The following is a 13036-nucleotide window of genomic DNA, read 5'->3' on the forward strand; positions in this document are numbered from 1 at the left end:
CGGGCCAAGGCGCTCGGCCCGCCGACGCGGCCGCCCGAACGTGCGACCCTTTATAATTCAACGTTTCGTACGGTCTTTTCATGCATCTTTCCGCGGATTTCCAACCATGAGCGACACCACGCTGGCGAAGAGTTTCGAGCCCCAGACGATCGAGGCCCAATGGGGGCCCGAATGGGAAAGACGCGGCTACGCCGCCCCGTCTTTCGAGCCGGGCCGGCCCAATTTCTCGATTCAGCTGCCGCCGCCGAACGTCACGGGCACCCTGCATATGGGGCACGCGTTCAACCAGACGATCATGGACGGTTTGACGCGCTATCACCGCATGCTCGGCGACAACACGCTCTGGCTGCCCGGCACGGACCACGCGGGCATCGCCACGCAGATCGTCGTCGAACGCCAGCTCGATCAGCAAGGCGTGTCGCGTCACGATCTCGGGCGCGAGCAGTTCGTCGAACGTGTCTGGGCCTGGAAGACGCAATCGGGCTCCACGATCACCCAGCAGGTGCGGCGCCTCGGCGCATCGATCGATTGGTCGCGCGAATATTTCACGATGGACGAGAAGATGTCGAAAGTGGTCTCCGACGTCTTCGTCCGGCTTTACGAGCAAGGTCTCATTTACCGCGGCAAGCGGCTCGTGAACTGGGACCCGGTGCTGATGACCGCGGTATCCGATCTCGAAGTGGCGAGCGAGGAGGAAAACGGCCATCTCTGGCATATCCGCTATCCGCTCGTCGACGGTAGCGGACACCTCACCGTGGCCACGACGCGCCCCGAAACGATGCTCGGCGACGTTGCCCTGATGGTCCATCCTGAGGATGAACGCTATGCGGCGCTGATCGGCAAGAAGGCAAAGCTGCCGCTCACCGATCGGGAAATTCCGATCATCGCCGACGATTACGTGGACCGCGAGTTCGGTACGGGTGTCGTGAAAGTGACGCCCGCGCACGATTTCAACGACTATCAGGTCGGCCAGCGTCATGGGCTGCCGCAAGTCGAAATCCTCACGCTCGACGCGAAGATCAACGACAACGCACCCGCGGCCTATCGCGGTCTCGATCGTTTCGAAGCCCGAAAGCGCATCGTGGCCGATCTGGATCAGGCGGGCCTGCTCGAAGCGGTCAAGCCCCACAAGCTGATGGTGCCGCGCGGGGACCGTACCGGTGTCGTGCTGGAGCCGATGCTGACCGATCAATGGTTCGTCGCGATGAGCAAGCCGGCGCCCGCCGGCACGTTCAACCCCGGCAAGTCGATCGCCGAAACGGCGCTCGATGTCGTGCGTCGCGGCGATATCCGGTTCGTGCCCGAAAACTGGACTTCCACCTACTATCAGTGGCTCGAGAACATTCAGGACTGGTGCATTTCGCGCCAGCTCTGGTGGGGCCACCAGATTCCGGCCTGGTATGGCGAGAACGGTGAAGTGTTTGTTGCGCACAGCGAAGACGCGGCGCGCGCGCAAGCCGCGGAACGCGGTTATACGGGCGCGTTGAAGCGCGATGAAGACGTGCTCGACACCTGGTTTTCGTCGGCGCTCGTGCCGTTCTCGTCGCTGGGCTGGCCAAACGAGACGAAAGAGCTGCAGTGCTTCCTGCCCTCCTCGGTGCTCGTCACGGGCTTCGACATCATCTTTTTCTGGGTCGCGCGCATGATCATGATGACGACCCACTTCACCGGGCGCGTTCCGTTCGGGACCGTCTATGTTCACGGGCTCGTGCGCGACCACGAAGGCCAGAAGATGTCGAAGAGCAAGGGCAACACGCTCGATCCGATCGATATCGTCGACGGCATCGATCTGGAAACCCTGGTGTCCAAGCGCACGACCGGCCTCATGAACCCCAAACAGGCCGAATCGATCGAGAAAAAGACACGCAAGGAGTTTCCGAACGGCATTGCCGCGTTCGGCACCGATGCGCTGCGCTTCACGATGGCTTCCATGGCGACGCTCGGGCGCAACGTCAACTTCGACCTCGCGCGCTGCGAGGGCTATCGCAATTTTTGTAACAAATTGTGGAACGCGACGCGCTTCGTCCTGATGAACTGCGAAGGCCACGATTGCGGATTTTCGAAACCGAAGCCCTGCGCGCCTGGCGACTGCGCGGCCGGCGGCTACACCGATTTCTCGCAGGCGGACCGGTGGATCGTCTCGCTGCTGCAGCGAACCGAAGCCGAGGTGGAAAAGGGTTTCACGGATTACCGCTTCGACAACGTCGCGAACACGATTTACAAGTTCGTCTGGGACGAGTATTGCGACTGGTACCTCGAGCTGGCCAAGGTGCAGATCCAAAACGGCACGCCGGCTCAGCAGCGCGCCACGCGCCGCACGCTGTTGCGTGTGCTCGAAACGGTGCTGCGGCTCGCGCATCCGATCATCCCGTTCATTACCGAGGCGCTATGGCAAAAGGTCGCGCCGCTCACCGACAGCTACCCGCAGGACGCAGCCCCCGGTGCCGCGTCCGTCATGGTGCAGCCCTACCCGCGCGCGCGGGAGAGCAAGATCGACGAGGCGGCCGAGCGCTGGGCAGCCGATCTGAAGGCCGCCGTCGACGCCTGCCGCAATCTGCGCGGGGAAATGAACCTGTCGCCCGCGACGAAGGTGCCGCTGCTCGTGCACGGCGACGCCACCCGTTGGACGAGCTTTGCGGCCTATGCCCAGGCGCTTGCGCGCCTTTCCGAGGTGCGCATCATTCCGGACGAGGCCACGCTGGATCGCGAAGCGCACGGCGCGCCCACCGCAATCGCCGGGGGCGACCGGCTCGTGCTGAAGGTCGAGATCGACGTCGGGGCAGAGCGGGAGCGCCTTGGCAAGGAAATTGCTCGGCTTGACACGGAAATTACCAAGTGCGCTGCGAAACTTGGCAACGAATCTTTTGTCGCAAAAGCACCGGCCGCGGTCGTGGAGCAGGAGCAAAAAAGGCTGTCACAATACAGGGACACCGTCGCCAAGCTGAGCGCGCAGCTGGCACGGCTGCCTGTATGACGCGTGCCGGACGAGTCGTTTCGACGAAGCCAATCGATAAAATCAGGGTAATGCCATGCTAAAAGTCACCAAGGCAGTCTTTCCCGTGGCCGGTCTCGGCACACGGTTTCTTCCCGCCACCAAGGCGAGCCCCAAGGAGATGCTGCCGATCGTCGACAAACCACTGATCCAGTATGCGGTGGAAGAAGCGATGTCAGCAGGCATCACCGAAATGATTTTCGTGACCGGACGCAGCAAGCGCGCGATCGAAGACCACTTCGATAAGTCCTATGAGATCGAAGCGGAGCTCGAGGCACGCGGCAAGGAGCGGCTGCTCGAACTCGTGCGCAGCATCAAGCCGAGCCATGTCGACTGCTTCTACGTGCGGCAGCCGGAGGCGCTCGGGTTGGGGCACGCGGTGCTGTGTGCCGAGAAGCTCGTCGGCGACAATCCGTTCGCCGTCATCCTCGCGGACGACCTGCTCTACGGGGTGCCGAGTGTCATGAAGCAGATGGTCGACGTGTTCGACCACTATCACAGCTCGGTCATCGGCGTTGAGGAGATTCCGCCGCAAGAGACGAAGTCTTACGGCATCGTCGATGGCAAGGAATGGGAAGACGCGATCATCAAGATGTCGGGCATCGTCGAGAAGCCGGCGCCTGATGTTGCGCCGTCGAATCTCGGCGTGGTTGGCCGGTATGTCCTGAAACCCCGCATTTTCGAGCATTTGCGTTCGATCAAGCCCGGTACCGGCGGTGAGATTCAGCTCACCGATGCGATTCAGTCGTTGCTCTCGGACGAGCAGGTGCTTGCGTACAAGTATCACGGCACGCGTTTCGATTGCGGCAGCAAGCTCGGGTATCTCAAGGCAACGGTGGAGTTCGCGCTGCGCCATCCCGAAGTGGCCGAAGAGTTCGAGCATTACCTGCGTACGCGCTCGCCGGTGATGGATAGCTAGGATTGGGTGTGCGGGCGGCGCGAGTGACGCACTCGCCGCCGTTCGCAACTGGTTGAGGGCGTGCTGCGGTTGGATTGAAAGCGATCGTCGTTCAGTGCGGTGGGGCCGCTGGCACGAGCCCGTACCTGGACATGACCTCGATAAGTTTCTCGCGGTCGGGCGGGCCGCCGGCATTGACGATTGCTCCGACATCACGAAAATACTGAGCGCCAATGTCGGGAGTCAGAACAATCAACGCGCGGGCAATGCCATCATGTGGATTGCTGAAGTGATGGACCGATCCGCGTGCCGTGAACATCCATTCCCCTGGTGTCAGGTCTCGGACTACCCCATCGACCGAGTACCGAAGCATGCCCTCGAGCACATAGACGCATTCTTCGTTACCTGTATGGCGGTGTGGCGGGGGAACATGCGCGTTAGGGGGCACGGTCAACTCGAAAACACCCATCCCGCCTGTCGCAGTTCCATCTATCAGGTATTGGATCTTCAATTGACCCACGTGGATTGATTCGCGTGTCGCCGCGCCGCTGAGAGTCATGTTCAAACTCCTCGAGATTACGGATTCTTATCGATCCGTCGACGTTGTCCGCGAGCCGCGCCGCTCACCGGCGACGCATCAAAAACACGAACGTCTTATCCTGCGCCGAACTTTCGACGATCTCATTGCCCGTTTGCTTGGCGAACGCCGCAAAATCGCGCTGCGAGCCCGGATCGGTTGCCAGCACCTTCAGAATCTGTCCGCTCTGCATGTCAGCCAGCGCCTTTTTCGCGCGCAAAATCGGCAGCGGACAATTGAGCCCGCGCGCGTCGACTTCCTTGTGAATTTCCATCGGTGATCGGCCTTCGTCGTGAACGGCTCGGCCACGTCAGCCGTGGCCAGTTGAATCGAGCAACGTAAACGTGGAATTTTACCGCAGCGCACCGCGCGACGCTTGCGTGATAGCTTCTCCCCACCATGGCAGCTCCCCGCTGCTCCAACTGCGAGCACAGAACTGTCCGGCGCCGAGAGCGGCGCCATCGGGCCGCTCGGGAGGCACAACGACAACGGCGACCGGACGATCGGAATCGGTCGTCCCCGCAACGAGCACCTTGTTGCCGACATGGTGCGCCCGGCCGATCGCCATCGCGATGTTGGTGAGGGCGCTACCTGCGCCCATCTCGCCCAGGCGCGCCGCCGTGTTGAAGCTTTGCTTGCGGTAATCGAAGGCTACAAGCGTTTCGGTCAACGAACGGCCAAGCGTGCCAAGCCGCGCCGATGCGAGATCGCTACCCGCTCCGGCGTCATGGATCACGTAATCGATATTTGCTACTTCGCTATGCGCATAGGCAGCCGCCATCGCAACGGTATCTCGCCATGCTTCGAGCGCCCGCACCGCACCTGGCCTCGGAACGTAGTTCTTGATACTCCCGGTGACCGCCCTGCCGATCCATGCAAGCGGCTCGCACCGCACCTCGTAACGTGGCCCCGCAAGCACCAGCAACGCCATATTCTCGCTGGACTGTTTGCCTTTCGACGGGCGATCCGGTGCGTCCCAGTTCATCACCCACACGCTCTTGTCCGGATTCTCCTGCAGATAGTCCATCGCCGCATTCAGAGAGGCGAAGCCGGCATTCGCGCCGCCACGCGTCAAATTCACCCGCGGACACACCTGAGCGCCGCGGCCGTCCAGCGGCGCACTCTCACGAGCGAATTCACGGACGAGCCGCCCGCGCACATACTCTTGGACTTCAGCGGGATCGAGCCGATAAGCTGGAATGGCGTATTCCACGCGTATATCGCGGATATCCGCCCCGGGACCAAAGCCGTCAAAGCGCCCGCGGGCGAGCAGCCCGAACATTTCATCGATATAGCTTTGATGGGTTCGATGGAACGTTTCGCTATCGCCGTTTTGACCTGCGGCTGTCAGCACAGGCCGCATGGCGCCAGGTTTCATCGCGCTCGTTCCCGGCCAATCACAAACCTGATCCGGCTTGATCAAGCCAAGTGTCCAGAGAATTCGCCATTCGGTCGGATAATCGCGTCGACACAGTGGATTGAGCCAAATAACGCCGACCACCTGGGCCATGTCCAACGCCCCGCGCTCCTCCCCCGCGGACGCCGGTTTCGATTCGTCGCGCACCTCGTCTCGAGCGCTATCGAAACCCGTCAGCGCGAAGCAAGCCACGAAAACGTAGAAGCTCACCGTCAGCGGCAAAATCAGCAATCTCCTTATCAGGTCGTCCGTCGTCAAATACCCTATCTCGACGACGCTCATTCTCACGAGCGGAAAAACACAAATGCCGAACGAGAGCACCGTCAATGCAGCCGCCCAACCAACCTTGTTGCCATTCACCAGGATCACTCGATTCACAGCAACCTCCGGTCTATAAAAAGATGCCCTTATCCGATTATCTGGATTTCGCAGGGCGATAAGCCGCGGCACGACCCACAGGCCACGCCATACGGTGGAATGTTCGCCGCACGAAAAAATGAGCGCGCCCCATCCTCGACATAAGCCGATTAGCATTCCTAATTATCGAGATGGAAAATGACGTGTGATGCGGAAACAACTGCGGCAGAACTGAGCGATAAACTACCGACGGAAAAGATCGGCGAAATCGATGCTCGGGTTTCTCGGACGAACGCCCGAAAGAACAAGACGGGCCTGCTCAACAGGCCCGTCGCAAGGGATCGGTTCCACGCAGTGGCGAGCGATATGCCACTGCGCCACAGCTATAGCGCGACAGGTTGTCCGCTTTCGAGCGCCCGACGCAGCGCCTGTCCGATACGCGTCGCTTCGAGCGCGTCGGCAAGCGAGGCTCCGGACGCCACACCGTCGCCCGGGCCACCGGACGCAGCCGATGCGACCGACGCGACAAAAGCCTGCGCTTCGCACAAAAACGCCTCTTCGAAACGATCGAAGAACGTCGGCGTGCATTCGTTTCGCACACCGCGTTCATCGTAGATCTCGACGCGATTGGCGCGCGGATTCTGACCGATGGTGAGCGCACCCGACGTACCGATCACCTCGCTGTGCGTATCGTTTCCATGCGCCATCGTTCGCGAAGCGTAAAAAACCGCAAGCCGGCCGCCCTCGAATTCGACGACCCCCACGCCATTGTCGACATCGCCGCACTCGCGCAAGCCCTCGTGCAGCGCGATCGTGCCCGTCGCATAAGCACGCGTGGCGCGCGCGTTGCCGAAGAACCAACGCGCGATATCGATATCGTGCACGGTGCAGTCTAGAAAAATGCCGCCCGATGTCGGCGCGAAGCGGACGAAGAACCCTTCCGGATCGTTCTTGTCCGTCGTCTGCGAGCGGATCATGAACGGCCGCCCTATCTGGCCCGCGGCCACTTTGTCGTATGCATCGCGGTAGCTGGGATCGAAGCGGCGCATGAACCCGATCGTCGCAATGAGCGACGGATGCTCGCGCGCCACGGCCAGCACGCGCTCGCACTCGGCCACATCGAGCGACAACGGCTTCTCGCAAAACACATGCTTGCCCGCTCGCAGCGCGGCCACGATCTGCTCGGCGTGCAGCGACGAAGGCGTCACGAGCCACACCGCATCGATTTCGCTGTCGGCAAGGAGGGCTGCGTAATCGGCATGAAGCCGCGGCCCGGGCAGCGCCTCGCGCGCCCAAGCGCGCTCCGCCTCGACGGGACTGCAAACGGCTGTCAGTACCGCTCCCGGAACCCGGTAGGCCAGATTCATGGCGTGCCGGGCGCCGAGGCGGCCAAGCCCTGCTACGCCGATCCTGATCGGCGCGTGGTTGGCAATAGTCGTCATCTCCACACTCCACCCGGTTCGATCAAGCCGCCGTTTCGTCGATGCGCACCGCGCGCCCTTCGCGCCACGAACGCGTCGCCGCCTCGGCCAGCTCGAGCGCCTTCACGCCGTCGGCAATGGTCGTGCGTACGGCTGTGCCGCGCGTCACCGCATCGAAAAAATGGGCAATTTCATTCGCGTACGCGGTACGGTAGCGCTCGAGAAAAAACGCCTCGGGAACGTCGGTCGATACGGCCCGCGCGCTGAATGCCGTCACCTCCGTCGGCCGTACATTGCCCGCCTGCAGCATGCCGCCGCTGCCGAGCACTTCGAAACGCTGATCGTAGCCATAGGCGGCACGCCGTGTCGTATTGATCTGGCAAAGCCGCCCACCCTTCGTGCGGATCGTGACCGCGGTCGAATCCGCATCCCCCGCCTGTTCGATCGCCGGATCGGTCAGGCAGCTGCCCGTCGCATGCAGCGACTCGGCTTCATCGCCGAGTATCCAGCGGAAAATGTCGAAGTCGTGAATGAGCATGTCCTTGAAGATGCCGCCCGAGCGCTTGATGTATTCGACGGGCGGTGCGCCCGGATCCCGGCTCGTCACGACGAGCATCTCGGGCGTACCGATCTCCCCCGCATCGAGCCGTGCCTTGACGGCGGCGAACGTCGGATCGAAGCGGCGCTGAAACCCGATCATGCAAACCACGCCGGCACGCTCGACCGCTTGCGCGCAGGCACGCGCGCGTTCGAGCGCGAGATCGACGGGCTTTTCGCAAAACACATGTTTGCCCTGTGCGGCCGAGCGCTCGATCAGATCCGCGTGCGTGTCCGTGCTCGAGCAGATGACCGTCGCACCGATCGAGCGGTCGCCGAGCGCGACATCGGCCTCGACGACTTCCGCACCATGCTCGCGCGCCAATGCTTCGGCCGCTTCACGGTTCACATCGACCACATACTTGAGCCGAACACCCGGCTGCCGCGCGAGATTGCCTGCGTGAATGCGGCCAATGCGGCCCGCCCCGAACACGGCGACGTTCATGGTGCCGTGGGTCTTGTCAGTCATCGTATCCTCCAGTGTCTTTGGATTCTTCAACTTTGAGTTCGAGCCTGTAGGCCAGCGCGACGAAAAGCGCCTGACACAGGCAGATCGTGCTTGTCAGCGCGCGAAATGCAAACGCGCTGCCTTCCTTCACAAACAGTTGCGCGCTCGCATACCGTGCGAGCGGAGACAGGCGGCTATCGGTAATGACGAGCGTTTGTGCCTGGTGGTGATGCGCGACGCGCAGGCAATACTGCGTTTCGCGGCCATAGGGTTCGAAGCTGATGGCGACGACGACGTCGCCCTTTTTCACGCTGCGGATCTGCTCCCGGTACATACCGCCGAAGCCGGAAACCAGATGCACGCGCTTGGCTGTGTGCTGGAGCGCATAGACGATGTAGCTCGCCACGGCGAAAGAGCGGCGCACGCCCACCACGTAGATGTTTTCCGCGCGTTCAAGCATCGTCACGGCCGCGTCGAACTGCTCGTCGTCGAGCGAGGCATCGAGCTCGTCCAATCCGTTGCGGCAGGCCGTGATGAATTCGCGCGCCATCGTCCGGCCCGACAGGCGTCCCGGCTTGTCGTCGATCAGCTTGCGGATACGCTGCTTGTAGGTCTGCCCCGAAGGGTTGTGGCCCGTGTAGGCCTGCTTGAACACTTCCTGCAGATCGGAAAACCCGGAAAACCCGAAGCGCTGCGCGAAACGGACGACGGCCGACGGGTGCACGCCGCAACTCGCCGCGATGTCGCTCGTGCGGTCCACCATGACACTCGAGCGGTGCTGCTCGAGATACGTGGCCACGCTTTTCAGTTGCCGCGGCAGCGAGTCGTACGCATCCGCGACACGCTGCATCAACTCTTCGACGCTCGGAAGCTGATCTGTGCTGTCTTCCTGCATGACTGATGTCCCCTCTGTTCTCCCGCACTGCACAACGCTTAGCGCAGCAGGCGATGGATGCGGATTATAGGCGTTGGCCCGTCGAAATGGAATGAATTTTCCATTTCTCACATGGATGAAATTTTCTTTGCAATCTCACGCGAGTTCGCCTACTCTTTTCCGTGAGCGATATGGCGGGTTCTGCGCCGCGCTCGTCACAACATAACTTCGAACAGGTGGAGACAAATGAGACAAGGCAACCGCAAGGCCGCTTTGAAGACGATCGCGGCAACGCTCGCATCGGGGCTCGCCATCGCATTCACGGCGTTCGCCGCGCCGGCCGCCCAGGCGGCCGATGCGAAATTCGTGCTGATCAGCCACGCGCCCGATTCCGATTCCTGGTGGAACACGATCAAGAATGCGATCAAGCAGGCCGACGAGGACTTCAACGTTCAGACCGATTACCGCAATCCGCCCAACGGCGACTTGTCGGACATGGCGCGTCTCATCGAGCAGGCGGCGGCACGCAACTATGACGGCGTCATTGCGACGATCGCCGATTACGACGTGCTGAAGGGTTCGATCAAGAAGGTGACGGACAAGCACATTCCGCTCGTGACGATCAACTCGGGCACGGAACAGCAGAGCAAGGAACTGGGCGCGATCATGCATATCGGCCAGCCCGAATACGCGGCAGGTCATGCCGCCGGCCTGAAGGCGAAGGCGGCGGGCGTCAAGTCGTTCCTCTGCGTCAATCACTACGCAACGAACCCTGCCTCGTTCGAGCGCTGCCGCGGTTTCGCCGAGGCGCTCGGCGTCAATTTCAAGACCTCGACGCTCGATGCGGGCACCGATCCGACGGGCATTCAGACGAAGGTTCAGGCATACCTGCGCAACCATCCGGACACCGGCGGCGTGCTCGCGCTCGGCCCCAATTCGGCTGAGCCGACGATCAAGGCACTGCAGCAAATGGGCAAGGCCGGGAAGATCTGGTTCGCGACGTTCGACTTCTCGCAAGATATCGCGAACGGCATCAAGGACGGCACGATCCAGTTCGCGATCGACCAGCAGCCCTACTTGCAAGGCTATATCCCGGTTGCCGTGCTGGCTATCGTAAAGAAGGACCACACGACCGATCCGGTCAAGATCGAGAAGATCCTGCAAAGCAACGAGAAGTTCAAGAAGCGTCTGGCCGACTACGGTCTGGACCCCGTCTATGAGGCGACCACGATCCGCTCCGGCCCCGGCTTCATCACCAAGGAGAACGTCGATAAGGTCGTCAAGTTCGCGGGCCAGTACCGCTGAACGCAGCCGCGCTTAGCCCAGGCGCATAAGCGCGGCTCGACCTCCGATTCCACTTTTCTTGCGCGGCACGAACGGGCTTGGCCCGGGGATGCCCGGTCCGGTTCGCCCGCGCGATTCAGCTTGGAGACATTCGATGAGCGTCACCGATCAAATCCACGGCAACCCGAGCCACCCCGAGCAGCCGGGTTCCTCCCCAAGCGCCGCTTCCGCGGCGGCCGCCGACGAACGCGTGCGCCGCGAGTCGTGGTTCAAACATCTGCTCAACCGTCCCGAATTCGCCGCGCTCGCCGGCACGGTCATGGTGTTTCTCGTCTTCGCGCTAGGTGCGCGCGATTCGGGCATGTTCAACCTCGACGGCATCATGAACTGGTCGCAGGTTGCCGCCTATCTCGGCATCCTGTCCGTCGGCGCATGTCTGCTCATGATCGCCGGCGAGTTCGATCTATCGATCGGTTCGATGATCGGGTTCGCGGGCATGATGGTCGCCCTGCCGACGATGTACTTCCATTGGCCGATCGAACTCTCGATTCTGTTCGCCTTCGTGGGCTCGATGGCGCTCGGCGCGCTCAATGGCTATCTCGTCATGCGCACGAGGCTGCCGTCGTTCATCGTCACGCTTGCTTTTCTCTTCATTCTGCGCGGCCTGACGCTCGCGCTGTCCGTCATGTTCGCGGATCGAACGATCATCTCGGGCGTCGGCGACGTGGCCACCCACAGCGCAATCGCGCATACGCTCTTCCAGGGCGTCGCGTTCCACGATTTTTTCCGCTGGCTCGCGCATATCGGCATCGTGCGGCTGCTCGATAACGGCGAGCCGCTCGTGCCCGGCGTGCCGAAGGTAATCGTCTGGTGGATCGCGCTCGCCGCCGTCGGCGCCTTCACGCTTGCCAAGACTCGCTTCGGCAACTGGATCTTCGCCGTCGGCGGCGACGCCAGCGCGGCCAAGAATGTCGGCGTGCCCGTTCGGCGCGTCAAGATCCGGCTTTTCGTGCTGACCGCGTTTTGCTCGTGCCTCTTTGCTGTGCTGCAAGTCTGCGACATCGGCTCGGCCGCGGCCGACCGCGGCCTGCAAAAGGAGTTCGAGGCCATCATCGCCGCGGTGATCGGCGGCACGCTGCTCACGGGCGGCTATGGCTCCGTCGTCGGCGCCTCGTTCGGCGCACTCATCTTCGGTGTCGTGCAGATCGGCATCAGCTACACGAATATCGATTCGGACTGGTTCCGCGTATTCCTCGGCCTGATGCTGCTTTTCGCCGTGCTCTTCAATCACTACGTCCGCAGCCGCGTCGCGACGTCGCGCTAAGCGCGAACTCCGAACGACAGGAGACTGAACGATGTCTACCCTCGAACACCCCACGACGAACGACGACGATTTCATCCTCGCGCTCGAAAACGTGAGCCGCTACTTCGGCAATGTCATTGCACTCAAGGATGTCACGATCAAGCTGCGGCGCGGCGAGGTCCACTGCCTGCTCGGCGACAACGGCGCCGGCAAGTCGACGCTCATCAAGACGCTCGCGGGCGTGCATGCGCCGAGCGAAGGCACTTATCGCGTCGACGGCAAACCCGTGCATTTCGCTTCGCCGAAAGACGCGCTCGACCTGGGCATCGCGACCGTCTATCAGGATCTCGCGCTCGTGCCGCTCATGTCCGTTGCGCGCAATTTCTTCATGGGCCGCGAGCCGCAGAAAAAGCTTTTCGGGCTCGTGAACGTCATGGATATCGAAACGGCGGCGCAGACGGCTCATGACAAACTGGCCGAAATGGGCATCCACGTGCGCGATGCGAACCAGCCGATCGGCACGATGTCGGGCGGCGAGCGCCAGTGCCTCGCCATCGCACGCGCCATTCACTTCGGCGCGCGAGTCCTGATTCTCGACGAGCCGACCGCGGCGCTCGGCGTCAAGCAAAGCTTCAATGTCCTCAGGCTGATTCACAAGGCACGCGAGCGCGGCATTTCCGTTATCTTCATCACTCACAACGTCCATCACGCCTATCCGATCGGCGACTCGTTCACGCTGCTCAATCGAGGCCGCTCGATGGGCACGTTCACGAAGGAAACGATCAGCAAGGAAGCCGTTCTCGACATGATGGCGGGCGGCGCCGAGATGCAAAAGATGATCGCCGAACTCGATGGCGCCACGATCTGA

11 protein-coding genes are annotated in these 13036 nt (G+C 61.9%); 5 read left to right on the forward strand and 6 right to left on the reverse strand.

Annotated elements, in window-relative coordinates; translation table 11 throughout:
• Nucleotides 1–106: 106 nt before the first annotated feature.
• Together VGL01_RS00680 and galU are read left to right on the forward strand one after the other, a co-directional pair.
• Nucleotides 107–2974 (forward strand): valine--tRNA ligase, encoded by a 2868-nt coding sequence (locus VGL01_RS00680; RefSeq protein WP_331566046.1) that lies wholly within the window; start codon nucleotides 107–109, stop codon nucleotides 2972–2974.
• A 55-nt stretch (nucleotides 2975–3029) separates the two neighbouring features.
• Nucleotides 3030–3911: a UTP--glucose-1-phosphate uridylyltransferase GalU gene (gene galU, locus VGL01_RS00685; protein ID WP_331566048.1), complete on the forward strand. Its 882-nt coding sequence runs from the start codon at nucleotides 3030–3032 to the stop codon at nucleotides 3909–3911.
• A gap of 91 nt (nucleotides 3912–4002) precedes the next feature.
• Here galU and VGL01_RS00690 read toward each other — a convergent pair whose 3' ends face one another.
• From VGL01_RS00690 to VGL01_RS00715, 6 genes are all read right to left on the reverse strand, one after another.
• Nucleotides 4003–4449, reverse strand: coding sequence for a cupin domain-containing protein (locus VGL01_RS00690; RefSeq protein ID WP_331566050.1), 447 nt, complete (start codon nucleotides 4447–4449; stop codon nucleotides 4003–4005).
• 64 nt (nucleotides 4450–4513) lie between these two features.
• The gene (locus tag VGL01_RS00695) at nucleotides 4514–4741 is read right to left on the reverse strand and encodes a sulfurtransferase TusA family protein (RefSeq protein WP_173254743.1); all 228 of its coding nucleotides are present in this window, start codon (nucleotides 4739–4741) and stop codon (nucleotides 4514–4516) included.
• A gap of 78 nt (nucleotides 4742–4819) precedes the next feature.
• Nucleotides 4820–6262, reverse strand: coding sequence for a virulence factor (locus VGL01_RS00700; protein WP_331566052.1), 1443 nt, complete (start codon nucleotides 6260–6262; stop codon nucleotides 4820–4822).
• Nucleotides 6263–6624: 362 nt separating this feature from the next.
• Complete coding sequence (locus VGL01_RS00705) at nucleotides 6625–7683, reverse strand: Gfo/Idh/MocA family oxidoreductase (RefSeq protein ID WP_331566054.1); 1059 nt, start codon at nucleotides 7681–7683, stop codon at nucleotides 6625–6627.
• Between the two features lie 22 nt (nucleotides 7684–7705).
• The gene (gene iolG, locus VGL01_RS00710) at nucleotides 7706–8728 is read right to left on the reverse strand and encodes an inositol 2-dehydrogenase (protein WP_331566056.1); all 1023 of its coding nucleotides are present in this window, start codon (nucleotides 8726–8728) and stop codon (nucleotides 7706–7708) included.
• Nucleotides 8721–9602, reverse strand: a complete 882-nt coding sequence (locus VGL01_RS00715; RefSeq protein ID WP_331566058.1) for a MurR/RpiR family transcriptional regulator — start codon at nucleotides 9600–9602, stop codon at nucleotides 8721–8723. Before VGL01_RS00715 ends, iolG begins: the two co-directional genes overlap by 8 nt.
• 225 nt (nucleotides 9603–9827) lie before the next feature.
• Between VGL01_RS00715 and VGL01_RS00720 the strand changes: the two genes are divergently transcribed.
• The 3 genes from VGL01_RS00720 to VGL01_RS00730 all read left to right on the forward strand — a co-directional run bounded on the left by VGL01_RS00720 (nucleotide 9828) and on the right by VGL01_RS00730 (nucleotide 13036).
• Nucleotides 9828–10886 (forward strand): sugar ABC transporter substrate-binding protein, encoded by a 1059-nt coding sequence (locus VGL01_RS00720; RefSeq protein WP_331566060.1) that lies wholly within the window; start codon nucleotides 9828–9830, stop codon nucleotides 10884–10886.
• A 133-nt stretch (nucleotides 10887–11019) separates the two neighbouring features.
• Entirely contained in the window at nucleotides 11020–12189 is a 1170-nt protein-coding gene (locus tag VGL01_RS00725) for an ABC transporter permease (protein ID WP_331566062.1), read from the forward strand.
• A 31-nt stretch (nucleotides 12190–12220) separates the two neighbouring features.
• Nucleotides 12221–13036 carry an ATP-binding cassette domain-containing protein gene (locus VGL01_RS00730; protein ID WP_331566064.1) on the forward strand — a complete coding sequence of 272 codons (816 nt, stop codon included), beginning with the start codon at nucleotides 12221–12223 and terminating at the stop codon, nucleotides 13034–13036.

Origin of the sequence: Trinickia sp., from assembly GCF_036503415.1 — a bacterium.
In the GTDB taxonomy this organism is placed as follows: Bacteria; Pseudomonadota; Gammaproteobacteria; order Burkholderiales; family Burkholderiaceae; genus Trinickia.